This window comes from Maribellus comscasis, assembly GCF_009762775.1.
Taxonomy (GTDB): Bacteria; Bacteroidota; Bacteroidia; order Bacteroidales; family Prolixibacteraceae; genus Draconibacterium; species Draconibacterium comscasis.
In genome coordinates this window covers 5,904,521-5,931,178 of the sequence record NZ_CP046401.1, presented here as the reverse complement: position 1 = coordinate 5,931,178, position 26,658 = coordinate 5,904,521, and the positions used below count along the sequence as shown (strand labels likewise).

24 protein-coding genes are annotated in these 26,658 nt (G+C 37.5%); 18 read left to right on the top strand and 6 right to left on the bottom strand.

The features are described from left to right. The first annotated feature begins 136 nt into the window (after window positions 1-136). The 18 genes from hisG (at window position 137) to GM418_RS23975 (ending at window position 19,101) form a co-directional block, all read left to right on the top strand. Window positions 137-997, top strand: a complete 861-nt coding sequence (gene hisG / locus GM418_RS24060; RefSeq protein WP_158869744.1) for an ATP phosphoribosyltransferase — start codon at window positions 137-139, stop codon at window positions 995-997. 89 nt (window positions 998-1,086) lie between these two features. After that, the gene (gene hisD / locus GM418_RS24055; protein ID WP_158869743.1) at window positions 1,087-2,373 is read left to right on the top strand and encodes a histidinol dehydrogenase; all 1,287 of its coding nucleotides are present in this window, start codon (window positions 1,087-1,089) and stop codon (window positions 2,371-2,373) included. 168 nt (window positions 2,374-2,541) lie between these two features. Next, window positions 2,542-3,573, top strand: a complete 1,032-nt coding sequence (gene hisC, locus GM418_RS24050) for a histidinol-phosphate transaminase (RefSeq protein WP_158869742.1) — start codon at window positions 2,542-2,544, stop codon at window positions 3,571-3,573. A gap of 23 nt (window positions 3,574-3,596) precedes the next feature. Continuing rightward, window positions 3,597-4,718, top strand: coding sequence for a bifunctional histidinol-phosphatase/imidazoleglycerol-phosphate dehydratase HisB (gene hisB / locus GM418_RS24045; RefSeq protein ID WP_158869741.1), 1,122 nt, complete (start codon window positions 3,597-3,599; stop codon window positions 4,716-4,718). Between the two features lie 124 nt (window positions 4,719-4,842). Next, window positions 4,843-5,727: a formyltetrahydrofolate deformylase gene (gene purU, locus GM418_RS24040; protein ID WP_158869740.1), complete on the top strand. Its 885-nt coding sequence runs from the start codon at window positions 4,843-4,845 to the stop codon at window positions 5,725-5,727. A gap of 6 nt (window positions 5,728-5,733) precedes the next feature. Continuing rightward, the gene (locus GM418_RS24035) at window positions 5,734-6,282 is read left to right on the top strand and encodes a TlpA family protein disulfide reductase (RefSeq protein WP_158869739.1); all 549 of its coding nucleotides are present in this window, start codon (window positions 5,734-5,736) and stop codon (window positions 6,280-6,282) included. A gap of 21 nt (window positions 6,283-6,303) precedes the next feature. After that, window positions 6,304-6,738 carry a VOC family protein gene (locus tag GM418_RS24030; RefSeq protein WP_217447586.1) on the top strand — a complete coding sequence of 145 codons (435 nt, stop codon included), beginning with the start codon at window positions 6,304-6,306 and terminating at the stop codon, window positions 6,736-6,738. Window positions 6,739-6,771: 33 nt separating this feature from the next. Further along, entirely contained in the window at window positions 6,772-7,371 is a 600-nt protein-coding gene (gene hisH, locus GM418_RS24025; protein WP_158869738.1) for an imidazole glycerol phosphate synthase subunit HisH, read from the top strand. A gap of 14 nt (window positions 7,372-7,385) precedes the next feature. After that, on the top strand, window positions 7,386-8,153 hold the full coding sequence (gene argB / locus GM418_RS24020) for an acetylglutamate kinase (RefSeq protein ID WP_158869737.1): 768 nt from the start codon (window positions 7,386-7,388) through the stop codon (window positions 8,151-8,153). A gap of 192 nt (window positions 8,154-8,345) precedes the next feature. Continuing rightward, entirely contained in the window at window positions 8,346-9,077 is a 732-nt protein-coding gene (locus GM418_RS24015) for a Crp/Fnr family transcriptional regulator (protein WP_158869736.1), read from the top strand. A 148-nt stretch (window positions 9,078-9,225) separates the two neighbouring features. After that, the gene (locus GM418_RS24010; protein WP_158869735.1) at window positions 9,226-10,299 is read left to right on the top strand and encodes a hypothetical protein; all 1,074 of its coding nucleotides are present in this window, start codon (window positions 9,226-9,228) and stop codon (window positions 10,297-10,299) included. 66 nt (window positions 10,300-10,365) lie between these two features. Then, window positions 10,366-10,755, top strand: coding sequence for a hypothetical protein (locus GM418_RS24005; protein WP_158869734.1), 390 nt, complete (start codon window positions 10,366-10,368; stop codon window positions 10,753-10,755). A 20-nt stretch (window positions 10,756-10,775) separates the two neighbouring features. After that, the gene (locus GM418_RS24000; RefSeq protein WP_158869733.1) at window positions 10,776-11,678 is read left to right on the top strand and encodes a DUF5777 family beta-barrel protein; all 903 of its coding nucleotides are present in this window, start codon (window positions 10,776-10,778) and stop codon (window positions 11,676-11,678) included. Window positions 11,679-11,861: 183 nt separating this feature from the next. Beyond that, window positions 11,862-12,791: a cytochrome c3 family protein gene (locus tag GM418_RS23995; protein WP_158869732.1), complete on the top strand. Its 930-nt coding sequence runs from the start codon at window positions 11,862-11,864 to the stop codon at window positions 12,789-12,791. A gap of 5 nt (window positions 12,792-12,796) precedes the next feature. Further along, on the top strand, window positions 12,797-13,414 hold the full coding sequence (locus tag GM418_RS23990; RefSeq protein ID WP_158869731.1) for a cytochrome b/b6 domain-containing protein: 618 nt from the start codon (window positions 12,797-12,799) through the stop codon (window positions 13,412-13,414). A 323-nt stretch (window positions 13,415-13,737) separates the two neighbouring features. Then, window positions 13,738-15,240 carry a cytochrome c3 family protein gene (locus tag GM418_RS23985; protein ID WP_158869730.1) on the top strand — a complete coding sequence of 501 codons (1,503 nt, stop codon included), beginning with the start codon at window positions 13,738-13,740 and terminating at the stop codon, window positions 15,238-15,240. Window positions 15,241-15,322: 82 nt separating this feature from the next. Further along, window positions 15,323-15,814 (top strand): cytochrome c family protein, encoded by a 492-nt coding sequence (locus GM418_RS23980; protein ID WP_158869729.1) that lies wholly within the window; start codon window positions 15,323-15,325, stop codon window positions 15,812-15,814. A gap of 206 nt (window positions 15,815-16,020) precedes the next feature. Further along, window positions 16,021-19,101, top strand: coding sequence for a cytochrome c biogenesis protein (locus tag GM418_RS23975; RefSeq protein WP_158869728.1), 3,081 nt, complete (start codon window positions 16,021-16,023; stop codon window positions 19,099-19,101). Between the two features lie 55 nt (window positions 19,102-19,156). Here GM418_RS23975 and GM418_RS23970 read toward each other — a convergent pair whose 3' ends face one another. The 6 genes from GM418_RS23970 to GM418_RS23945 all read right to left on the bottom strand — a co-directional run bounded on the left by GM418_RS23970 (window position 19,157) and on the right by GM418_RS23945 (window position 26,561). Beyond that, window positions 19,157-22,630 (bottom strand): PAS domain S-box protein, encoded by a 3,474-nt coding sequence (locus GM418_RS23970; RefSeq protein ID WP_158869727.1) that lies wholly within the window; start codon window positions 22,628-22,630, stop codon window positions 19,157-19,159. Between the two features lie 275 nt (window positions 22,631-22,905). Beyond that, window positions 22,906-23,232: a hypothetical protein gene (locus tag GM418_RS23965; RefSeq protein WP_158869726.1), complete on the bottom strand. Its 327-nt coding sequence runs from the start codon at window positions 23,230-23,232 to the stop codon at window positions 22,906-22,908. 201 nt (window positions 23,233-23,433) lie between these two features. Continuing rightward, complete coding sequence (locus tag GM418_RS23960; protein ID WP_246222853.1) at window positions 23,434-23,955, bottom strand: FMN-binding protein; 522 nt, start codon at window positions 23,953-23,955, stop codon at window positions 23,434-23,436. A gap of 43 nt (window positions 23,956-23,998) precedes the next feature. Further along, on the bottom strand, window positions 23,999-25,189 hold the full coding sequence (locus tag GM418_RS23955) for a hypothetical protein (protein ID WP_217447585.1): 1,191 nt from the start codon (window positions 25,187-25,189) through the stop codon (window positions 23,999-24,001). A 107-nt stretch (window positions 25,190-25,296) separates the two neighbouring features. Further along, window positions 25,297-25,893 carry a response regulator transcription factor gene (locus GM418_RS31735; protein WP_246222769.1) on the bottom strand — a complete coding sequence of 199 codons (597 nt, stop codon included), beginning with the start codon at window positions 25,891-25,893 and terminating at the stop codon, window positions 25,297-25,299. After that, a complete protein-coding gene (locus GM418_RS23945) occupies window positions 25,890-26,561 on the bottom strand; it encodes a hemerythrin domain-containing protein (protein ID WP_158869725.1) in 672 nt (223 codons plus the stop codon). The genes GM418_RS31735 and GM418_RS23945 overlap by 4 nt, the downstream gene beginning before the upstream one ends. Window positions 26,562-26,658: the final 97 nt, after the last annotated feature.

Here is a 26,658-nt window from a genome sequence, read left to right as displayed (position 1 = left end):
TTGTCCAATCTTAACAAAAGATATTTTACGGAAAGGCTTGCCAGAAAAGGCAGGCCTTTTTTATTTTTGGAGCCTCTCCAACCTACCCAAAAAGGAAAGGCCATTTGAAAGAAACAAATTATTAGAAATTATAAAAATGGAAAACAGACTTAAAATTGCGATTCAGACAAAAGGACGATTAAACGAAGACTCGATGCAGCTCATCAAAGAAACCGGGGTTTCGTTATCGATGGGAAGACGGACATTGGTTGCTTCAGCCAAAAACTTTCCAATGGATGCCCTGTTTCTTCGCGACGATGACATTCCCCAAACCGTTGCCGATGGCGTTGCTGACATTGGTGTTGTGGGTGAAAATGAAATGCTCGAAAAAGAAGAAAACGTGGTGATTGTTAAACGTTTAGGTTTTAGCAAATGCCGGCTTTCGCTGGCTATTCCAAAATCGCTGGAATACACAGGGCCTGAGTTTTTCAACGGAAAAAAAATTGCTACCTCCTACCCCGTTATTCTGAAAAAGTGGCTAAACGAAAACAATATTCAGGCTGACATTCACGTGATTACCGGCTCTGTGGAAATTGCTCCGGGAATTGGTTTGGCTGATGCTATTTTTGATATTGTAAGCTCGGGGTCAACACTTATCAGCAACCGTTTAAAAGAAGTGGAGGTAGTTATTCACTCGGAAGCAGTTCTGATTGCAGCTCCAAATCTGGCAAAGGAAAAACAGGAAATTCTGGATGAATTCATTTTCCGGATGGAATCGGTTCAGCGTGCAGTTGGGAAAAAATACATTTTGCTGAACTCGCCAAACGATAAAATTCAGGAAATTGCTGCACTTTTACCCGGCATGAAAAGCCCAACTGTTGTACCTTTGGCACAGGAAGGATGGAGTTCGATGCACTCGGTAATTGAAGAAGATGATTTCTGGGAAATTATCGGAAAACTAAAAAAAGCCGGTGCGGAAGGAATTTTAGTGGTTCCGATTGAAAAGATGATATTTTAGGAAGCTGGAAGGCTGAAGACAAGAGCTGGAAGGCTTCAGTAAGTTAAAAGTTGTAGCTGATTTCAATTACAACAACAACGACAAATATTATGAAAACATTCATAAATCCGGATAAAAAGGACTGGCCCGAGATTTTGAAACGTCCACTTATTGATGTTTCAGAACTTCACACAAGGGTTCAGTCAGTTTTAGACGAAATAAAAAGCCGTGGTGATGAAGCGCTCCGTGAATTCACCCAAAAATTTGACGATGTGCAACTGGAATCGTTTTCAGTTTCAGAAGAAGAAATAAATGAAGCAGAACAATTGGTTGATACAGAACTAAAATCAGCCATTCAACTTGCTTCAGAAAACATATCAAAATTTCATGCGGCACAAAAACCCGAATTAAAAAAACTGGAAACAACTCCGGGTGTTACCTGCTGGCAAAAAGCAGTTGCCATCGAAAAAGTTGGATTATATATTCCGGGAGGCACAGCACCACTATTTTCAACGGTTTTAATGTTGGCACTTCCGGCGCAAATTGCAGGTTGCAAAGAAATTGTTTTGTGCTCGCCACCCAACAAAGAAGGGAAAATCCACCCGGCCATTTTGTATGCGGCCAAAGTTTCGGGCGTAACAAAAATTTTCAAACTGGGAGGTGTTCAGGCAATTGGAGCCATGGCTTACGGTTCTGAAACAGTTCCGAAAACCTACAAGATTTTTGGTCCTGGAAATCAATACGTAATGGCAGCCAAACAATTGGTTAGCATGAACAATGTTTCCATCGATATGCCGGCCGGCCCGTCGGAAGTTTTGGTTGTTGCCGACGAAACTGCAAATCCGGCTTTTGTTGCTTCTGATTTGTTATCGCAAGCAGAACACGGCGTTGACAGCCAGGTGATTTTGGTTGCAAATTCGGAAGATTTAGTAACAAAAGTTCAGACTGAAATTCAAATACAACTGGATAAATTGCCAAGAAAACAATTTGCGGCAAAAGCATTGGATAACAGCGTGGCAATTGTAATAACCAACAAAAACGAGCAAATCAATTTAATTAACGAGTACGCACCGGAACACTTAATTATTTGTACAGCCAATTACATTGAAATGGCTGAAAGAATAAGTAATGCAGGCTCTGTTTTTCTGGGAAATCTCACACCTGAAAGTGCAGGAGATTATGCTTCGGGAACGAACCACACCTTGCCAACAAACGGCTGGGCGCGTTCCTATAGCGGTGTAAATCTCGATAGCTTTTTGAAAAAAATCACGTTTCAGGAAATTTCCGAAGAAGGGCTAAAAAATATTGGCCCGGCAATTCAGAAGATGGCTGCAGCAGAAGAGCTTGAGGCACACAAAAATGCGGTAACTCTGCGGTTAAAAAACTTAAACGAGTAAGGTTTCTTTGAACAAAAAAAAGATAATAAAAATAAGATGCTGAAATGAATTCAGCATGACGAAAGTTAATAAAGCTCGTCATTCTGAACTTGTTTCAGAAATTAAAAAAACATAAACCAAAAATGCCGAAACTATTAACCTGGTAGAGGCGAAACCAACAATTAAGAAATGAATTTAAATAAACTACTTCGAAAAAATATAGCTGAGTTAAAACCTTATTCGTCAGCAAGAGACGAATATGCCGGCGAAGCCATGGTTTTTCTCGACGCAAACGAAAACCCTTTTAACGAGCCCTACAATCGTTATCCTGACCCACTGCAAAGAGAGCTTAAACAAAAAATTTCAAAAATTAAGAACATCACTCCTGAAAATATTTTTTTAGGAAACGGAAGCGACGAACCTATCGATTTATTAATCCGCGCCTTTTGCGAGCCGGGAACCGATAATATTATCACTTTCAATCCGACTTACGGAATGTACGAGGTAGCAGCCGGTATTAACAATGTAGAAGTTAAAAAAGTGTCGCTGACGGAGGATTTTGAAATTAATGTTGACGCGATTCTCGAAACTGTAAATCCAGATACAAAACTAATTTTCCTTTGCTCGCCCAATAACCCGACAGGAAACAGTCTTGACGCAGAAAAAATTCAGAAAGTAATTGATTGGTTTGACGGAATTGTCGTTCTGGACGAAGCCTACATTGATTTCGCTCCGGGAAAATCGTTTCTTCCAAAACTCAACGAAAATGCCAACCTCGTAATTTTACAGACTTTTTCAAAAGCCTGGGGAATGGCCGGAATTCGGTTGGGAATGGCCTTTGCATCTGTCGAGATTGTGAATATTCTGAATAAAATTAAGTATCCGTACAACCTGAATATTCTAACGCAAACAAAAGCGTTGGAGCTGGTTGAAAAAACGGAAGAAGTAAAAAAATGGGGAAAACTACTAATTGCCGAACGTGCTAAAATGGCTGATTTATTAAAAGGTTTCCCGTTTGTAATTCAGGTATATCCATCCGATGCAAATTTTCTGTTGATTAAAATGCACGATGCCAAAGGAATATATCACTATCTTGTTGAACGAGGGATAATCGTTAGAAACCGATCAAATGTACATCTGTGTGATGACAGTTTACGAATTACAATTGGCTCCTCTTCAGAAAATGAAACTTTGTTAACAGCGTTTAAAGAATTGATCTAATTTGAAAAAGAGATAAAATCAGCATGAAAAAAGTACTATTTATAGACCGTGACGGGACACTAAATTTTGAAACAGAAGACGAACAAATTGATTCGTTTTCAAAACTGGGATTTTTGCCCGGAGTTTTTCGGAATATGCATTTTATTCGTGAAAATCTCGATTACGATTTGGTGATGGTGACCAATCAGGATGGATTGGGAACCGACTCTTTTCCTGAAGATACATTCTGGCCGGTGCATAATTTTATTCTGAAGGCTTTTGAAGGAGAAGGTGTTGTTTTTGATGATATTTGCATTGACAGAAGTTTTCCGCACGATAATTTAAATACGCGAAAACCCGGAACCGGGATGCTGACAAAATACATGGAAGGCGATTATGATTTAGCCAACAGTTTTGTAATTGGCGACCGCTTGACCGACATCCAACTGGCAAAAAACCTGGGTGCCAAAGGAATCCTTATCAACGACGGTTCATTATCTGAAGAATTGGAAAAACAAAAATTGACCAATACCTGTGTATTAATCTCTGACGACTGGGATGATATTTACGCTTGCGTTGCCGCTCCTCAAAGAACAGCAACAGTAAAACGTACAACCAAAGAAACCGACGTTTTTGTTGAATTAAATCTTGACGGTTCGGGTGTTTCGAATATTTCAACAGGGCTGAACTTTTTTGATCACATGCTGAATCAAATCGGACGGCACTCAGGCGCAGATCTGACAATTCAGGTAAAAGGCGATTTGGAAGTAGATGAACACCATACAATTGAAGACACAGGTTTGGCTTTGGGAGAAGCTTTTAAAAAAGTAATCGGCAACAAATTAGGCATGGAACGTTACGGTTTCTGTTTGCCAATGGATGATTGTCTGGCAATGGCAGCGATTGATTTTGGCGGCCGCCCCTGGTTAATATGGGACACCGAATTCAAACGTGAAAAAGTAGGCGACATGCCCACCGAAATGTTTATACATTTTTTCAAATCATTTTCCGACGCTTCGCTTTCAAACTTGAATATTAAAGCAGAAGGAACAAATGAGCATCACAAAATAGAAGCTATTTTTAAAGCGGTTGCAAAAGCCATAAAAATGGCCATAAAACGAGATATTTTCAACTTTGAACTTCCTTCAACAAAGGGTTCATTATAATATCCTCCCCGTCTTTTCAAAGGCTAAGGGAGTTAAAATAAAATACAAAAATGACAATAGAAAATAAACAAAACCGCGCTTCCACGGCCAAAAGCCCCTTATTGGGGTTTGGGGGCTTTCAGTTATGAAAACCATAAAACCACTTCGCGAGAAAAAAAACACAGCCATTTTGCTGATTCACTGCCCGGACAAACAGGGTATTCTGGCCACTGTTACTGAATTCCTGAATAAAAACCACGGGAATATTCTTTACCTTGACCAACACGTTGATCGGCAGGAAAAAATATTTTACATGCGGGTGGAATGGGAACTTGAAGATTTTGCCATTCCAAAAGAAAAAATCGGCGAATATTTCGACACCCTGATTGGAAAACCACTTGAAATGTACTGGCGTTTATATTTTGCAGATGAAATTCCACGAATGGCGCTGTTTGTTTCCAAAATGCCCCATTGTCTTTTTGATATTCTGGCACGTTACACGGCAGGAGAATGGGATGTTGAAATTCCGATGATAATCAGCAACCACGAAACATTAAAACCTGTTGCTGAACGTTTTGGTATCGACTTCTACCATTTTCCTATTACAAAAGAAAACAAAGACGAAAAGGAGAAAGCAGAGCTTGAATTGCTAAAAAAACACAATATCGATTTTGTTGTTCTGGCGCGTTATATGCAAATTCTTTCTCCCGCGTTTGTTAAAAAATATCCCAATAAAATAATCAATATTCATCATTCCTTTTTACCTGCTTTTGCAGGAGCTAAACCTTATCATGCGGCACACCAGAGAGGGGTAAAAATTATCGGTGCGACCAGTCATTATGTTACTTCCGATCTGGATGCCGGCCCGATTATCGAACAGGATGTCACTCGCTGCAGCCATGTTGATACCATTCAAAAATTAATCCGGAAAGGTCGTGATTTGGAAAAAATTGTACTTTCGCAGGCAGTATATAAACATTTGCAACGAAAAATTCTTGTTTATAAAAACCGTACCGTTGTATTTAATTAATTTATCATGAAAACTACAATTTCGATTTTATTCCTGTTTATGTCAGCAACATTTGGTTATGCGCAATTAAACGAAATACCAAAACAAGAGATTCCCGAAGATTACGGTTACATCGTAAAAATTGGACAACAGATACCTGAAATTGAATTTGATCTGACCGATGGAATAAAGGTCAAAACATCCGATTTAAAAGGTAAAGTTGTTATGCTTCAGTTTACGGCCAGTTGGTGTGTTGTTTGCCGAAGAGAAATGCCACATATTGAAAGTAAAATCTGGCAAAAACATAAAAACAACAAAAATTTTGCACTCTATGGAATTGACATGGACGAGCCATTGGAAAAAGTTAAACAATTTGAAAAGGACATTAAAATTACCTATCCGCTTGCTTTAGATCCGGGCGCTAAGATTTTTTACAAATTTGCCGCTCAGGGTGCCGGAGTCACACGAAATGTAATCATCGACAAAACCGGAAAAATTGTTTATATGACACGACTTTACAAGGAAGATGAATTTAACGAGATGGTGGAAGTAATTGATTTATTATTAAAAAGCTAACTCATAATAAAAAAACGCATCGTGGAACCAATAATCGACCACATCACTGTAACTGTAAAAGATTTAAAAGTAGCTGAACCTTTTTACGACAAGTTTCTGTCTGTTTTAGGATTTAACCTGAAGCACAAACACAAAGGAACAGTTGCTGCACACGAATTTGATGTTGTTGAATATGGCCATTCCCGATTACTGTTTGCGATTGTTTCGCCAAGAAGTGTTTTCAAAGAGGAAACCATTCACCGAAGAAAACCGGGTTCGCTGCATCATTTGGCTTTTAAAGCCAATTCACGCGAAGAAGTGGACAACCTTTATTTGAAAATTAAAGAAACCGGAGCAAATATCGTTGATGAACCTAAATTTTATCCTCAGCACGGTGAAAGTTACTATGCACTTTTTTTTAAAGATTTGGAGGGGATAAAATATGAAATTGTTTACGAAGAAGGACGAGTAATATAACGTGCCGGAAAAACAACACAGAAATAAAAAACAATGAACATCGTAATCATAAAATACAACGCCGGAAATATTGAATCGGTAAATAACGCGCTGAATCGCCTGGGTGTAAATGCTGAAATCACTGCAGATCCGGAAAAAATCAGAAACGCCGACAAAGTTATTTTTCCAGGAGTTGGCGAGGCCAGTACAACCATGAATTACCTAAAAAAACACGGACTTGACAAAGTGATTGTTTCACTTAAACAACCTGTTTTAGGAATCTGTTTGGGCTTACAACTGATGTGCTCGCATTCCGAAGAAAACGATGTGGAATGTCTGGGAATTTTTGAAGAAAAAGTAAAACGTTTTATTCCCAACCCCGGTGAAGAATTTATTACAAAAGTTCCGCACATGGGATGGAATTCTATTTCAAATCTGAAGAGTTCACTTTTTACAAAAGAGACTGAAAACCAATATGTATATTTTGTCCACTCGTATTATGCAAGCATTGGCGAACACACTGCAGCAACATGTAACTACATTGTTCCTTTTAGCGCCGCACTTCAAAAAGATAATTTTTATGCCACCCAGTTTCACCCGGAAAAAAGCGGAACCGTGGGAGCCAAAATCCTTGAAAACTTTTTAAACATTTAAACGTAATTCTCGACATGGATAGATTAACAATCATAAAAGTTGGCGGAAAAGTAGTGGAAGAACCGGAATCGTTAAACATGCTTCTCGACCAATTTGTGAAAATTTCAGGATACAAAATTTTGGTTCACGGTGGAGGACGGTCGGCTACTCAGATAGCGGCTAAACTGGGGATTGAAACCAAAATGGTGGACGGAAGGAGAATTACCGACAATGAAACGCTGGAAGTTGTTACGATGGTTTACGGCGGATTGGTAAACAAAAAAATTGTGGCCGGGTTACAGGCCCGTGGTTGCAACGCCATTGGCATAACCGGTGCCGATTTAGATTTAATTCATGCACATAAAAGACCGGTAAAAGATATTGATTACGGTTTTGTTGGCGATGTAGATGATGTAAACTCAGATGAAGTACGGCTTCTGATAAACGAGAATGTTACACCAGTAATTGCTCCGTTAACTCACGACGGGAAAGGAAATTTACTTAATACAAATGCAGACACAATTGCTTCCGAAATTGCAACCGAATTTGCCCGTTATTATTCGGTTTATCTCTTTTATTGCTTTGAAAAGAAGGGAGTTTTGCTCGATGCAAAAGATGAAGACAACATCATTTACGATTTAGATTATGACCTTTTCAAAAAATGCCAATCGGAAGGGATAATAAAAGAGGGAATGATACCTAAACTTGATAACGGATTCAGAGCAAAAAAAAGTGGAGTGAAAGAAGTTTTAATCACAAATCACGAAAATATCTCCAGCGGAAGAGGAACAAGGCTCATTTAACAATCTTTCAAACTTCCCATTTGTTGATTTTTATAGAATAATCTCGCGACAGATAAAAACATATGTTCGCTTTTATCGAAAAAATGAACTAATATTGAAAATATTAGTTTAAATTATTAGTTTAGGGCAAGAAAAATTCAATTTATCTTGAATTTTCAAAAATACTAGACCGTTTATATTGAGGAGGTTATTGTGGCGAAAATCTTAGAAGAAAAATGTGAGACGTGCTCAAAACTAAATTCCGGATGTTGCAAAGGATGTTTTGAGGAAGATGATAAAAGTATTTTTGTCGGTTTAACAGACAAAGAATTGGACTTTTTAACCGACGGCAAACAACAAATAAAATACAACCCGGGAGAAACAATTGTAAAACAAAATACAACATCAACTTTTGTTGTTTGTGTGCGCGAAGGTTTAGCAAAGTTGTATGTGGAAGGAATCAAAGGGAAAAATTCAATTGTTCGTCTAATTTCAAAACATGACTTTGTTACCGGAGGAGGATTATTTAACGGAAATATTCAAAAATTTACAATTTCAGCAGTTACGCCAGTTGTTTGTTGTCTTATCGATTCTTCAAAGCTTGTAAAGCTTTTTGGAGAGAACAACCAATTTGCGGTGGAAATGCTTCGATTCCATATCAAACAAAATAATTACCTGCTAAATAAATTGGTAAACCAAACTCAAAAATATATGCCCGGGCGTGTTGCAGATACCTTGTTATATCTGGAGAACGAAGTATTTGGAGAAAGCACATTCTCCATACCTCTAACACGGCAGGAATTAGCAGAAATGTCAAACATGACCAAGGAAAGTTTTGTTCGCATTTTACAGGAATTTAAAAGCTCCGGTTTTATTAAAACAAACGGAAACGAATTCCAGATATTAAACGAAAGTGCATTATTGTCTGTAAGCAAAAATGGATAATTGATATTTGTCAACCCGCATTTCATTTTATATCAATAAGCTCTGTTTGATATATCACCACCAAGCATGTAAAACAGATTCAATTCTAAAGTATTTTTACTACCAGAATATTGTAAAAATTGAATTTTAATATCAAATCTATCTAATTATGAAATGCTCATCAACTTTTAAACTTATTCTGTTTGGCTTTATTTGTGCTTTTTTAGCTTCCTCGTGTGTTAAAGAAGGCCCAATGGGACCTGCCGGTGCAGACGGTAGTGACGGAGCCGACGGCAGTGATGGCCGTGACGGAGTTGACGGAAATGTTACCTGTTTGGTCTGCCATGCAAGTGACAATATCTTAGCAAAAAAATCTCAGTATGTATTGTCTGGGCACGCAGTAGGGGAATTTACTCTTGAACGCGAAGAATGGAGTTCAAGTTGTGTAAGATGTCATACACCGGTAGGATTTCAGCAATTTGCAGAATTCGGCGAAGCTAACATTGTTGCAGGCGGTATTGAAAATACTGAAACTTTTGATTGCAGCACGTGTCATGGGATACATAAAACTTTTGAAGGTGTTGATTATGCACTGCGCATTACGGACCCTGTCGCTGCACTATTTGACGAAACAGTAACTTTTGACCTAAACGGAAACAGCAACCTTTGCGGAAATTGCCACCAGTCAAGAAGAGCAGGGCCATCTGTAACAAATCCTACAGATACTACATTCAATATTTCAAGTTCTCACTGGGGCCCGCACCACGGGCCACAAGGCAACGTTGTAGCTGGTATTGGATACGAAGAAATCCCTGGATCAGCTTCTTACCCAACATCAGATCATCCTCACTTATCAACGGCTTCATGTACGGGATGCCATATGCCGGATTTTGATAATGATGAAGTACAGGGAGGACACTCTTTTATTCCAAGTACGGCTGCTTGTAATGAATGTCATAGCGGCGAGGATTTAGATGGTTCATACGATTACAAAAATACTCAAACAATTGTTGAGGATATGTTAATTGATCTTCGCGATTTACTGGTAGCGCACGAAGTAATGGAAGGTAGCGATGAAGATGGATACGAAGTTGTTCCTGGTGTCTACAAAACCGTTTTGGCTTCGGCATATTATAACTGGATTGGGTTGGAAGAAGATCGCAGTTTGGGTGTACATAACCCCGAATATGTTAAAGCTCTACTGATTAATACCATTGAAGCTGTTGAAGCTTTGGAAGAATAAAATATATGCTGAATACAAAAAAAGACTTCAAAAAAAGAGAAGTCTTTTTTTTAAAAATATAACAAAATGAAATCATTAAAATATTTATTCACAATTGCTTTAATTGCTTTATTCTTTGTTGGATGTAAATATGATTTTATTGTTCCAGAAGAAGTTCCGGTGATTGATCCAGATGATCCGGATGCGGAAGAAATTTCATTTTCAGCAGATATAATTCCAATTTTTGAAAGCAAGTGTGTTGCATGTCATAAAACAGGGGGGCAACTTCCCGATTTATCAGCAGCTAACGCTTTTTCTTCGCTGAACAGTACAAGGTATATCAACTCTTCAACACCGGAAGAAAGTTTGATTTATACAAGACCAAATCCTGACAACACTGATTCTCATCCGAAATACTCAGCAACAGAGGCTGTTTATGTGTTAGGTTGGATTCAGCAGGGAGCAAAGAATAACTAATAAATTATAGAACAAGAATTATGAAAAAACATATATTGCTTCTTTTTATTTTAGGAATTGTTATTAGCAATTCTTTTGCACAGGAGGAAGAAAAAGATCAGCCGGTAACCAATCCTTTTGAAAGCGGAATTCTAATTGACGCACAAACAACTGTAATTCCTGATGCCAGGACACTGGAATTTATCATCCAGCACAAATTTGGCAGCATGGACAACGGAACTTCGGATTTATGGGGGATTTATGCACCCGGAGCAAACGTGAGACTGGCTTTAAACTACGTTCCCGTTAAAAATTTACAGATTGGGATTGGCCAGACCAAAACAAACATGTACACCGACTTCAACGCCAAATGGACCATTTTCAAACAAACAGAAAGAAATACAATACCCGTATCCGTTGCATTATATGGATCGGCAGCAATCGATGGCAGGGACGTAAATACTTTGGAAACAGGACAAGTTGTTTCCTCCAAAGGAGAAACACAACCAAAGTCAATCAAATTTGGTGACCGGCTTTCGTATTATTCTCAGCTAATAATTGGTCGTAAATTTAACGATTGGCTGTCAATCCAGGCAGGAGCAAGCTTTACGCATTATAATATGGCCGGATGGGATTATAACCATGATATTATAGGAGCTCACGTAAACGGAAGAATTAAATTCTCACCACAGGGATCTTTGATTTTTACTTATGATCATCCTTTAAAAATTAAAGATATTTCGGAACAGTGGACATGGGATACACACCCAAAGCCAAACCTGGCGTTTGGTGTTGAAATTTTCACATTTACACATGCTTTCCAAATATATGTGGGAACAGCTGATGGCATTGTCCCTCAGCACATCATGATGTACAATCAAAAAGACTGGAAAGACAAAGGTCTTGCTATTGGTTTTACCATTACTCGTTTATGGATGTTCTAAAAACATGATTATAACCAAAATAATTCCACTGAAAGATGGTAATATCAAATAAAAAGATATTACCATTTTTTAAAAACAGGGAAACGGAATATTTATTAAATTTAAATAAAAACATTGACAGCCATTACACAAAATAGTCATCAAAGCCGAAACAAAAAATCCAATCAATTTAAATATATACCGATGAATAATCGTCTTTTTTTATTTATTATTCTGTATTGTGCATCATTACCTCTAAAGGCACAATATTATGATGATCCCGAGAACCATCAGTGTTTGAAATGTCATTCCAACCAAACCTATAGTTTCCATAACGATTTAATGGATACAGAGGAAAAAAGGTTAATGAATCCCTATTACATTTTAGACACTGTCGCCTTAAAAAACGGAGTTCACAGTGTTTTCGATTGTACCGACTGTCATTCCTATGAGTACACAAGTTATCCTCATCCTGCAAATGTAAAACTTGAACCCCTGGCAACCTGCCTTGATTGCCATGGTGGAGATGAATCGTTTGCAACCTACCAATTTGAAAGAATCCAGGAAGAATTTCAAAAAAGCGTACATTATCAGGTATACGGCGACAATTTCACTTGTTCCAAATGCCACAGTCAGCATACTTACGCAACAACGGCACGTACCAGCAGCAGCGTGCTGGAAATAGTGGAGTACAGCAACAACATGTGTTTATCGTGCCACAACGATATGAAAAAATACTCACTGGTCGCAGGGCACGAAAATCCTGAGATTGTAAATATCCACGATTGGTTACCCAACCAGGAGCTACATTTTCAACATGTCAGGTGTATAGAGTGTCATACTCAGGTAGCCGACAGTTTAATGGTTTCCCATAATATTCTTGAAAAAAAACTCGCGGTTCGCAAGTGTGCTGAATGTCATTCTGCCAATTCAAAACTAAAAGCATCGCTTTACAAATACCAGAATCTTCAGCAAAGAGCAGAAGACGGGGGGGGATTAGGCGTTTTATCTAACGATTCATACGTAATTGGTACACATCAACTTCCCCTACTTAAAATTTTAAGTATTATTATCTTTCTTGTAGCGATGGCGGGAATTATCACTCACTTAATTTTCAGGATATTAAAAAAATAATTGATATGGAATCGGACAAAAAAATATATTTTTATCCACTTTGGTTAAGAATCTGGCATGGTATTAATGCGGTTGGAATAATTCTTCTGATTTTTTCAGGAATCTCAATGAATTCGGGAATTGAAAATAATTTTATAGGCTTTAACGCGATTGTAAATATCCACAACTATGCCGGTGTAATCGTTTCAGTAAACTACTTGTTGTTTTTATTGGGAAATTTGTTTACCGGCAATAAAAAGTTTTACATTGTAAAACCCAAGGGTTTTCTTAAAAGGCCTATGAAACAGGCATATTATTATGCATGGGGAATGTTTCATGGAATGAAAGCCCCCTACCCGCTTTCAAAAAAAAGAAAATTCAATCCACTTCAGAAATACTCATATATTATTGTAATGTACCTGGCTGTTCCTTTGGTAATCATCAGTGGTTTTGCACTACTGTATCCGGAAACCATCATCGACAGAGTGTACAATATAAGTGGTGTATTTTTAACGGCCATTCTGCATTCTGCCATGGGGTTTTTTATTTCTATTTTTCTTATCATTCATTTATATGTTGCATCAATTGGTAAAAATCCGATAGAAAACTTCAAAAGTATTGTTAGTGGATGGCACCATGTATAAAATAGAAAAAGAAAAAATTAACGTTCTTTCAGACAAGGATTTAAAATAGTAACACCACTTGTTATTCAAGACACCTTTTTCAGGGAAAAACAGAAATGCAAAAAAGAAAAACAAATATAAAACGAATCAGGTTTGGAAGTCTTGACAAATAAGAAAGACACAAACAGTTATGAACAAAAAACACAAAAGAAATAAAACATAATCTCATAATAATCAGTCATATATAGAAAATATATAAATAGAGACCGATTGTTGAAATATTAGGTATTTTTTACCAAATTGCATTTCGCAAACAGATTGTAAACGACTAAAAAACAGATACTATGAAATTACCATCGTCTGTAAAAAACTGGATTTCTATAACCGGTGCACTTTTAGCACTATTTAATCTCGCCTCCATCCTGTCGTTAACAATTCTCAATTATTTTTTTGGATTTGGGGGATCTTATATCGGACTGTTTATATTTATCGTCCTTCCCGGATTTATGGTAATCGGGTTGATTTTGATCCCGATTGGAATGAGAATCAACCGCAACAAAGCGAAAAGAGCAAAACGCCAGGGAAAAGTTCTGAACTGGCCAATCATTGATTTTAATAATACTGCGACCAGAAATGCATCAGTAATTTTTGTAATCGGCAGTGTTTTTCTCTTGATCATCTCTTCAATAGGAAGCTACGAGGCATTCCACTATACAGAATCGGTTGAATTTTGTGGAAAACTTTGTCACCAGGTTATGGAACCGGAGTATACAACCTACCATGGCTCTTCACACGAGCGGGTTGCATGTGTAGAGTGTCATGTTGGTTCGGGCGCAAGTTGGTATGTAAAAAGTAAATTATCAGGATTATACCAGGTTTATTCTGTTTTGGCAAAAAAATATCCGCAACCTATTCCAACGCCTATTGCAAACTTAAGACCTGCACAGGAAACATGTGAGCAGTGCCATTGGCCGGATAAATTTTACGACAGAAAATTAAGAATTAGGCATTCCTTCCTTTCTGATGAAGAGAACACAGAAAGAATCATAAACCTGCAAATCAAAACCAGTAATAAAATAGTTAACGGAGTCATTGAAAAAGGCATTCACCAACACATCAGCCCTGATGTAAAAATTGAATACAAAACATCAACCGACAATCGGCAAATCATTCCCTGGGTAAGATTTACAAACCTAAAAACCGGAGAGACTGAAATATATACAGATGCTGAGAATATGCTCTCCCAGGCACAACTTGATTCCCTTGAAACACGGTCAATGGATTGTTTGGACTGCCATAACCGGCCATCACATAATTATAGCGCACCACAAAATTTTATTGACGAATCTTTGGCAGAAGGAAAGATATCGAAAACCTTACCAAGCATCAAACTGGCTGCAATGCTGGCACTAAATCAGGAATATCCCGATAAAGACAGTGCCTTTGAAGCCATTGAAGCGCAGGTTACGGAATGGTACGAATCGAGCTACCCTGAGGTTTTTGAAAACAGAAAGGCTGATGTTGACAATGCAATTGCTGAAATTCAAAACGGATATGCAAATAACATCTTTCCTTTTATGAAGGTCAGCTGGAAAGAATATCCAAACAACATCGGACATATGGAGTCGGACGGATGCTACCGTTGTCACAACGACAGGCATGCGACTGAATCGGGAAAAGTAATTTCAAAAGATTGTAACCTGTGTCATAATATTTTGGCACAAGGCACAAAAGACAGTATGCAATATGCGAATTCATTTGACCCCCTGGTTTTCGAACACCCGGCAGACATTGGAGATGCCTGGGAGACAGAACTGTGTTCAATGTGTCATACAGCACTTTATTAGATAAAATTGAAAAATTATTTATATTTAAAATAGATTGGAATACAATTTGAAAAGGTAATATTAATCTTTAAAGAATATCATTATGAAGTACAAAAAATTGATGTTTTTACTGGGGCTGGCGATTTTCTTTAGCTCGGCAACAATGGCTCAGAACTATAAGTACATTGGTGCTGCAAAATGTAAGATGTGTCATAACAAACCAGATAAAGGAGAGCAATTCAACAAATGGGAAGCCGGACCTCATGCAAAAGCCATGGAGACTTTGAAAGGCGACGAAAAAGAAGATCCTAAATGTCTAAAATGCCACTCAACTGCTGCAAGCGTGGATAAAAGCCTGGTGGCTACTATTAAAGTTGATGAAGGAGTTTCATGTGAATCGTGTCACGGGCCGGGCAGCATTTACAAATCGGCTGCAATCATGAAAAATCAAAAGCTCGCATTATCAAAAGGAATGATTATGCCAACCGAAGAAGTTTGTATTCAATGTCACAATGATGAAAGCCCAACTTTTAAAGGCTTTAATTATGATGAATATGTAGCTAAAATTGCACATGACGATCCTACAACAAATTAATTCTTGTTTCCAATAAATCAAAGAATAAAAAATTCCTTTGTTGGTTCAACAAAGGAATTTTTTTGGACTGTACATTCGTCACAAACCTGTTTTTTATTCATTTTATATTACCAAATTGTTTAAATAAGTTCCGTCAAATAATTTTTGAAAAAGACCAAAAAATCTGATATTCGCTAAATCTTAATTACAAAATACATCAGGAAATTATGAAGAAATTTGTCTCGTTCCTTTTTTCAATGCTCTTTACGGGCATTCTTATTGTAATTTTTGCTGTTGCAATTGCTTACGCCACTTTTGTAGAGAATGACTTTGGTACAATAACAGCCAAAATTTTAATATATAATTCCAAATGGTTCGAGGTGTTGCTTATTATACTCTGTATAAATATTATAGGTAGCGCTTTTAAATACAAACTCATTGGTAAAAAGAAATGGACTATACTATTATTTCATATCGCTTTTATTGTCATTATCATTGGTGCAGCAATAACGCGTTATCATGGATTTGAAGGCATGATGCATATCAGGGAAGCAAGCTCATCCAACACCATAATTTCAGACTTCGCAGTAATTAAAATTCTTGCTACTGATGGCAATCAAGTCGTTGAAACAGAAAAAGAAGTTAAATTTTCGCCTTACACGGCAAACCGGTTTTCGGAAACAATAGAAATCGGCGGGAAAAAAATAAACGTTAAAAATTTACTTTACGTGACATCTGCAATGGAAACAGTGGTAATCGATCCCAGCGGAGGACCTGTTGTATCCGTTATGGCAGTTGGAGAAGGAATGCAACGAACTGATTTCAATTTACAGGAAGGGAACTCTAAAATGCTGAATGGCACAAAGATAGGTTTTAATACCTCGGAGCCTGATGTTAAAGTCAACTTTAAAATAAAAGACGGTAAGCTGTTTGTCTCCTCAACTGATTCTGTTTCAGTTTCTCAAATGATGCAAACCGATTCAGAAAATCACGCCGCCGGAGAAGAAATAGAGATCAGCACTCAAAATGCTTACTCTGCCGGAAATCTGACATTTGCTGTCAAACAATTTCTAATGAATGGTAAAACTCAATTGGTTTATTCCCAAACTCAGCAAGGAATTCCGGTTACGGACGCATTGCAAACGCAGGTTACTGTCGGAGGTGTTTCCAAAGACCTGATAGTTTATGGCAAAAAAGGAGAAGTTGGCGAGCTGTATTCAACAAACATCAACGGGATTGACGTTTCAGTCTCCTATGGCTCCAAAATAATTGAAATACCATTCTCCATTTATCTGGAAGACTTTCAGTTGGAGAGATATCCCGGCTCAAACAGCCCGTCTTCCTATGCAAGCGAAGTGGTTTTAAAAGACGGGAGTTTAGAAATGCCTTTCCGCATTTATATGAATAATATTCTAAAGTACAATGGTTATCGATTTTTCCAGTCATCGTATGATACGGATGAAAAAGGAACAGTACTTTCCGTTAACCACGATGCTTTAGGCACGGGAATAACATACTTTGGCTATCTGATAATGGCATTGGGTATGGTTTTAACATTACTTAATAAAAACAGCCGCTTTAAAACGCTGGTCCGGACATCCGCAAAATTGAGAGAAGAAAGAAAAAAATTGTTTGCCGTTCTTATTTTGGGATTTGTTTTTGCATTTAACACAAATGCACAGTCAGTAGCAAACAGAGAGTTAAACGAAAAACACGTATCAGCATTTGCCGAACTCGTTGTACAAAGCCGTCAGGGACGTGTGGAGCCCGTTTCTACACTGGCTTCTGAAATCTTGCGAAAAGTAGCGAAAAAGAACAGCTGGGAAGGAATGTCGCCAACTGAAGTATTTTTGGATATGCAGGCGAATCCTGAAAAATGGAAATCAGAACCTGTAATAAAAGTTGCAAACCCTGAATTAAGAAGAATGTTAGGTGCAACAGGCAAATATGTTTCGTTTAATATGATTGTTGCTCCACGCGAAATGGGCGGTTATAAACTCGGCTCGATGGTTTCAGCTGCTTATGCCAAAAGCAACAACCAACGTAACAAACTTGATAAAGAAGTTATGAATGTTGACGAACGGGTAAATATATTAATGGGAGTTTTTAGCGGTGACTTCCTTAACATTTTTCCGGTTCCCGGTCACGACAACCATAAATGGGTTTCGATTAACCATTTAGATGAAATGACTGAGAAAGATGCCTCGTTCGCGCAAAATACTATTTCTGCCTATCTTGGCGCAGTAAAACGTGCCGACTGGGCTACAGCAAATCAACTGTTGAAAAATCTTAAAAATAACCAGCAGCAATTTGGCTCACACATTTTACCGGCAAAAACCAAAATAGACCTGGAAATTTTATACAACAACCTTAACATTTTTGGGAAACTATCCAAAATATTTATGTTTACCGGACTGATACTGCTTATTCTCCAGCTAATAACCTTATTTAACCCAAAAATTAAGTTTAAAAGCCTGAGACGAATAGCCGTTGTTTTTATTCTCCTCTTATTTCTGGCAGAAACTGCCGGTTTGGGAATTCGTTGGTATATTTCCGGTCATGCCCCATGGAGCAACGGTTATGAATCGATGATCTTTATTAGCTGGGCTACATGTCTTGGCGGGTTGATTTTTGCAAATCGGTCAGAAATTACACTGTCGCTAACGACGGTTTTATCCGGTCTGGCGCTGATGGTTGCCGGAATGAGCTGGATGAGTCCGGAAATAACAAATCTTGTTCCTGTCCTTAAATCGTACTGGCTGATTGTTCATGTAGCCGTAATTACATCCAGTTATGGTTTTCTGGGCATAGGAGCTTTGCTTGGATTATTAAACCTCATCCTTATGATTTTTAGAAATAAAAATAACCAGACAAGGATAAATTTCACCATTAGAGAATTGGTAAATATTATACAAATTACTTTAATGACAGGCCTTTTATTGCTCACCATCGGCTCGTTTTTAGGGGGAGTTTGGGCAAACGAATCATGGGGAAGATACTGGGGTTGGGATCCAAAGGAAACGTGGGCTTTGGTCACTATTCTGGTTTATACGTTTATTGGTCATATGCACAGAATACCCGGATTTAAAGGTAATTTTACAATGAGCGCGGCAGCTTTACTGGGAATTAGTTCAGTACTGATGACCTATTTTGGTGTCAATTATTATTTATCCGGATTACATTCGTATGCGCAAGGTGAAGCCGCTCCCATTCCGGCAGGTGTTTACGTTGCCGTTGCAATAGTATTTGTAACTATTGTGGCTGCATTTTTCTCTGAAAAATCATCAGAACAAAAGACTGAGAATTAACAAAATATAACAAGACAAAAAAAACCGGAGACGCTGCAGTTTCCGGTTTTCTTTTTTAATAACTAAAATATTTACTTATAACTTTAAAGAGATTTTCTTTTTTAATGGGTTTTGTAACATAAGCATCACAACCAGCTTCCAGGGCTTTTTCTTCATCGCCGGCCAATGCAAACGCGGTTTGTGCTACAATTATAATATTGCTGTTAATGGATTTAATTTTTCTTGTAGCTTCATAACCATCCATTAAGGGCATTTTAATATCCATTAAAATTAAATCAATATCCTTGTTACTTTCGCAAATCTCAACCGCTTCAATCCCGTTTGAAGCAAAAAGAAGATTTTTGCTTCGGTTCCTGAATAAAGTTTCCATGTACATTTTTCCTATCCTGTCGTCTTCAACAACAAGAATATTTATGTCCTTAATTCCATCCATTACATCCTTATTTTTGAAATCCGGCTGCTGCTTATAAGTTATTTTCTCGTCTGATCTTTTAAGAGGAAAAGATACATAAAACTTACTTCCTTTTCCTATATCTGACGTTAATTTTATTTTTCCCTTTAACATTTCAACATAGGCTTTTGTTATTGATAAACCAAGTCCGGCACCTTCATATGGTTTTGTTGTGCTTAAATCTGCCTGAACAAAACGATCAAAAATAGTTTTCTGGTATTCTTTACCAATGCCAATGCCTGTATCCTCTACTAAAAATCCGATAATTCCATTCTTAACCTCAAAACTGTATTCAACTTTTCCTTTGTCGGTGTATTTAACTGCATTCTTTATAAGATTTGTTAAAACAGCCATCAGCTTCTCCCTGTCCGTTTTAAAGTTGAAACTTATCAATTCATTGTTTTTCTTATAAATAAGTTCGAGCCCTTTTCTCTCTGTTTCAGGCTTAAAAAAATAATATAAGTATTCCAGTTGTTCATTAACATTTATTTTGGATAACTTTATATCAATCATACCTGCTTCAATTTTTGAAATATCTATCAGATCATTGATGGTGGTTAACATTCGATGTCCGCTGCTTTCAATAATCTGCACAAATTGTTGCCTTTCCAGAGAAGATAGTGTGGGAGTTTTTAAAAGATCGGCAAATCCAAGAATACCATTCATTGGAGTTCTGATTTCATGACTCATATTGGCAAGGAAAGCAGACTTTAAACGATCACTTTCTTCAGCTTTTTCCTTGGCCAAAACCAGAGCTTCTACCATTTCCCTTCGCTCTGTTATATCGGTATGTATCCCTATCATTCTTAAGGCAGCGCCACTGTTATCTCTCGAAATTACTTTTCCCCGATCCAAAATCCATTTGTAACTACCATCCTTACATCGTAAGCGGTGTTCGTTTACATATTCCGAAGATTCCTCATCCAAATGATTTTTTAAGTCGGTAAGTGCTTTTTCCAAATCTTCAGGGTGGACTCTTTTCTCCCATTCATCAAAATTATTCTCAATCTCGGAGGGTTCGTAACCAAGCATCACTTTCCATTGATCGGAAAAAATCACCTTATTGTTTATAATATCCCAGTCCCACACGCCATCTCCGGCTCCTTCCAGGGCAAATTTCCATCTTTCATTACTAATATTTAACTCTCTCTCTCTTTCTCTGAGTTTCTTTTCCGTATTTTTTATTTCAGATATATCCAATAATGAGGCTACGCTTTTGTTTGTTCCCTGAATAATGTCAATAAACAGATGAATATTCTTTTCCTTTTTGTTCGCATCCATAAACCGGAATTCATATTCATTTAAAGTCTGTTCTCCCTTTATTCTTCTTGATTTATGTTGCTGAACCATTGATTCCAAATCTTCCTGAACTACAAAATCCATCCATTTCTTTATATTTTGGATTTGGGCTAAGGGTAATGCAGCCAACTGGGCAAATTTTGAATTGCAGAGCGAAATAGTCCCGTCGTTTTCAAGGATACAAGTAGCAGAGCCGGTATTTTCAAAAACAGTACGATACTTTTCCTCACTTTCCCTCAACCGCTTGTTGATTTTCATTTTTTCCGTTACATCGGTTACCAGCCCTATGGCTCCGGTTATTTCGCCAGCGATATTTTTTACCGGAGAGACTTTTGTTGAGAAATAGGTATCACCATGTTGCGTTTCCAAAGCCAAATGCTCGCCTCCTAAAACCCTACGATGTTTTTGGATCATCGAATGATTTGGATCATCGGTTTTATAGTACTCATACAAAGTTTGTCCAACAACCTGATCGGGCTTTAGTCTCAATTTTTCAAGCCCAAGGCCCTTTGACAATGTAATGATCAGATTTTTATCAACTACATAAAGAATTCCATCCAGGTTATTTGTAGCTGCCCTTAAACGTTCTTCATTCTCTTCCAGTTTATTTCTTATTTCATATTCCTTTGTAACATCTCTGAAAACCAAAACAACCCCCTTAATCTTCCCTCGGGAATCAGTAATAGGTGCAGCAGAGTCTGATATCTGATACTCTACCCCGTTTTTCGAGATCAGCTTGGTATGATTGGCCATACCTACAATTTGACCGGAACTTATAACTTTTTCCACCGGATTTTCGATCGTTTTATTTGTTTTTGCATTGGCAATATGAAATATCTCATTTAAGAGTTTACCTTTTACCTGCTCCAGTTCCCATCCTGTTAACGACTCAGCAACAGGATTCATCCGTATTATACGTCCGTTTAAATCGGTAGAAATAACAGCATCTCCGATTGAGTCGAGGGTGATTCTTAAATTTTCCAGATTTTCCTGAAGAGACGATTCAGCCATCTTCCGATCTGTTATATCTCTAACCATCACGTGTCTTGCCCTGCGACCATTAAAAGTCAGTGCATGCGATATTATTTCAACATACAATAACTCTCCGTTCTTCTTCAAATGTCTCCACTCTCCTGCATTATTATAGACCTTGTACGTTTTTTCCACGTCATCGAGTAAAGCATCAATATCTTCCGGGGGTCTGATATCTTTTATCGTCATGGAAAGAAATTCATCGGCGCTGTACCCATAGTGATCAATGGCTGCCCGGTTCACTGTTAAAAATTCCAATGTTTCGAGGTCGTAAATCAACATAGGCTGCGGATTATTCTCGAACATATAACGATAACGTTTCTCACTTTCCTGCAATAACTCCATTGGTTCATTCGCAGTGTTCTGTTTTCCCGTTCTGCTTTTTAAAAGGGTATTAACCAAAGCAATACACTCTGCACCGGTAAAAGGTTTTGATAAAAACGCATCAACTCCTGCATCCAGCAAACTTTTCAAGATTTTCTCTTCGCTGTCATAATTTAAAACTATAACCGGTACATCTTTAAAAGCTAGCGCATCTTTTAACCGAATACACGCTTTTGCAGAATCTGTGCTTTTGAGCTGGCTTGCTAAAAAAATTAAATCAGGAGGTTTACTGTTGCCGGGATTAAACAGTTCAGTTGTCTTTTTGTATGAGAAACAGGCTGCACCGGGAAATGCCTTTTTCATAATACTTTCCAGGTATAAAGCATCTGATTCCATTAATCCAACTGAAAAGAAATTTCTCATAATAAGACCTTAAAAAGCGAAAAGAAAATAAAACCCCGTTAAATCAACTTTCAATTTAAAAAAAATTATACGATTAAAGAATGGTTTTTATACAGTATGTTTTTTGCAAAAAAAAATTCCACAAATTCTAATTTCTGTTAGAACCATACAGTTCCCTTGTAAATAAAGGCATACAGAGAACAGAAGGGCAAATACGGGCAAAATATCTACTTTGATTTTAGAATAATTTCAGCAATATTAACCCTAACAATCAGAAACTTATACCCAACCCCAAGTTATCTGGTGTTCTTTTTATTCTCTTCGGATTGCCTCTTAGTATTACACATAAAGAAATCAACCGACAGCAAAATCCGGCTTTGGGTTCTTTTTCTTTCCTGTTCGTTAGGCGAAGAAGTACCCGGTTGCCCGTTTAAAAGTATTCGAAATAAATCAGAAAAAGACAAATTTGGTTTTATTGAAAATTTACCGCATGAAGGATCGTCAAACTGATCCAAAGCCATGGCAAATGCTTGCAGCGCCGGAAAATAAACTGGATAGCAGGAACTCTCCCTCCCTCTCCCTCCCTCTCCTTCTGAAGGGAGACCATTACGACATAGTCGCAATCAGGGTAAATTTTCAAAACTGACAAAACACAGGCTTATATACCGCGCTGGCAAGTAAAAGTAGTAATTGTGATATATTTGGGATAAGCGTATCTAAATGTACAGAAACAAAAGTATTGAAAAAAAGGCAAGGTTTTAGACTCTAATCAGACAATAAAAAGGGGAAATAAATTACTTCCTCTTTTTACTATTCAATCCGCTCTATTCTAATTTCCGATGTATCTTTCTCAATAAACCTGTTTTATATTCAACATCAGCTGTTAATGAGTGGGCTGATACCGTTGCCCCGGAAATTCCATCAATATGCTTGCCAAGCAAAAGCTCTGATTCTCCCTTGTATCCTATAAACTGTTTAAGCCAACTTCTGGCTGTAATTTCGTGTCCTTTGGTTGCCTGGTAATTAAATACTTTTATTTGCTGAATAGACAAATTTCTGTTGAATAAAATAAAATAGTCAAAGAATTCAAATCCACCAGACTCTTGCTCTGCATCAATTGAACAACCTCCTGCCCGGCAACTGTTGACTCTGCCTATATAGACAAAATTGATTTCACTGTTTGTATTGTTCAAGCTAAAAAATTTCCCGTTTTGTACTCCAAAATCTGAACTATCGGCAACCTGGAGTTCACTATAATTTATATTTTCTGCTTTTAAAGCCCGCATGAGCATTTTTGGCGCATAGTCAATTTCTTCCTGAGCATAAGATAAACCGGAAAAAAGCACCAAAACAATATCAATATATTTTTAACAGATAACATATCGTTGTTTAAAACATTACTCCAAATCCGGCGTTAAAAACCTTCGACCAGTTGTCACCGGCTTCCGATTTCCGAAATTGAATATCGGTCTTAACCACTGCACCCCGGGCCAGTTTAAGTGTTAGGCCGGTTGTTACGGCAGATTGATTATACGATGTATTTTTTGTTAAATCGCCGGCAACTTTATGATGCGTATTGTATTTTTCTGTGCGAATAAAAGGGATCAACTCCATCCCGGTTTTGGACATTCTCAGTACGTTGTAACCGGCTTCCAGATAATATCCAATCATTGAGCTCCCTAAATCAGAAGAAACAAATTTGTTGTATTGTTCTGTATTTGAAATCCCTGCCAAATACAACTGCCCTTTTAGCTGCAGACCACCTGTTACAAAACGGGCATCAAGCCCCATCATCGAAATTCCAACAACAGAAGAATCAGCAGCAGCCATTTTATTTGAGTTGTTCTTGTCAATACCGTCATATAGTGTACTTTGTGTGTTTCCAAAATAACCTGACAAACCAACATTTAAGCCACGTACCCCATAGTACTCAACTTTACCTGTAAAATTTGGCGAAGAAATATAGGATTCAGCCCCCTTTTGCCGGCCTTTTCTAAATCCGTTCTGACCGTTTAACACTCCGTCTCCGTTGTAACCATTAAAACCATTGACCAGATAGAGCTGGTAGCGAAGTGTTGCAGGAAAAACATTTCCACTCACGCCAAAACCAATCTCACGCCAGGTTGTAGGGGCAATCACATTATCCACCAGCGGTCGTTCAACTCCGTTAAATGTGGTGGGTTCATGGTATTCATTTATAATCCCCATTGGAATCAGAAGCAATCCTCCTTTTAAATTGATATAATTATTGAGCTTATGCTGCAGAAAAGCCTGCTCGATATACACCTCTTTTACATGTTCAAACTCAATCTCAGTTACAAACTGTGTACGCTCACTAAAATTGTATCCTAAAAGCATCACCATTCGGTGCACATCAAGCTTCCCGTTGCTTCTGACATCGCTGTCCAAAGCCTGATTAAAATGTACTTCTCCATAACCACCAATCGTTAACCGGCCATCGGTTGACAATAATCTATCCGCACTATTTTCGTAACTATTTTGTTCTTTTTCAACAGTTTGAGCCTGTAATCCAAAACCCAAAAAACATAGTCCGAGCACCATAAAAAAATACCTCTTCATAAATCCGATCTTTTAATAAATATCTACCGCTACAAAACTAAGCAGCAGAAAAAAATCTGGAAATCCCTAAAAGTTGGGATTTTTAGAATTTGAAAATGAATACAAAATCAGATGAGATCCTCGGGATTAATATTTTCTGTATCAATAACTTGATTAATAATTGCATAGACGGTCAATCCTGAAATGGATTTTATACCCAGTTTTTCAGTTATATTTTTACGGTGGGAAATAACGGTGTGAACACTGATAAAAAGTTTGTCTGCTATAATTTTATTTGAATTGCCCAATGCTACAAGTTTTAAAACTTCCTTTTCTCTTGTGCTTAACTCCTCCCCTTCATGTTCTAAAACGGCTTCATTTTCGTTTTCAAAAAAATCAGCCACTTTTCTTATCATCCGGGAGCCACTGGTATAAACCGGACACACATCATCGTAAATGCCGATTGGTTGAAGACTATTATCTGAAGATAAACCAACTATTCTAACGATATTTGTATTTCTTATTTTATAAAATGCACTTACATCCTTCAAAGCATCTGTTTCCAGAAAGAATAAAATTTTAAAATCAGAAAGAACTTCCAGTCCGGACAAATCGTCGACCTTTTCCAACTGAATAATTTCAAAATTAAACCTCTTCTTTAAAATTGAAAAAATCCCCTTTCGAATAATTTCAGCCCGGTGTACTATGTATATTTTATGTTTCATCCCCTGTATTTATCTTCAATAGCAATAGCCAGGGGAACCAAAATTGCGTCTTCAATGCGGGCATGATCTTTTATGTCTGCTTCAAACCGGAACAGCGTGATTAAAAATTCATTACAAATATTCTCGTCATAAACGGGCTCAATATATTTTATGATCAGATTTTTCAGGTCTTCAAGTTGAATCTCAACGTTCGAATGTTCCTTCTCAAACTCTGTAATGGTAAAATTGGGATCCATTGAACGCGGATTATTTATCAGTTCAACAACGTAAGGGAATACACGTGTTTCTTCATCATTAATATGATTCAGTAGTTCATCTTTATATCTTTTGTAAAAAGCATCAATTATCTTTAGCTCTTTGCAGTTTGGAGAACAATCGTTATTCAGTTGCTCCAGCAAACTCTCCATTTTAGGCAATATATAATTGATGTAATACTGGTGTGTTCTTTTTAGATACCGGACAATTAAATGGGGTGAAAATGACAATAGTTCTTCTTCCGGAAAATAATCCTCATTGTGAAATGTATTTACAATAGCCAAAAAAAAATCGCTGCTGATTTTATGCTGGTCACAAATCTCTTCAATCGTTTTATCCTTAAATCCCAGGCGAATACCAAAACGGTTTATAACAGGTAACAAATGATAATTTGTCCGAATCAAGGTAACCATTTTGTCTTTTTTGTCAAATATTCTCATAGTGTATATGATAACAAATTTAACCACAGTTTGTTAAAACCGGTTACTGTTTATTGTTAATTGAAACAGC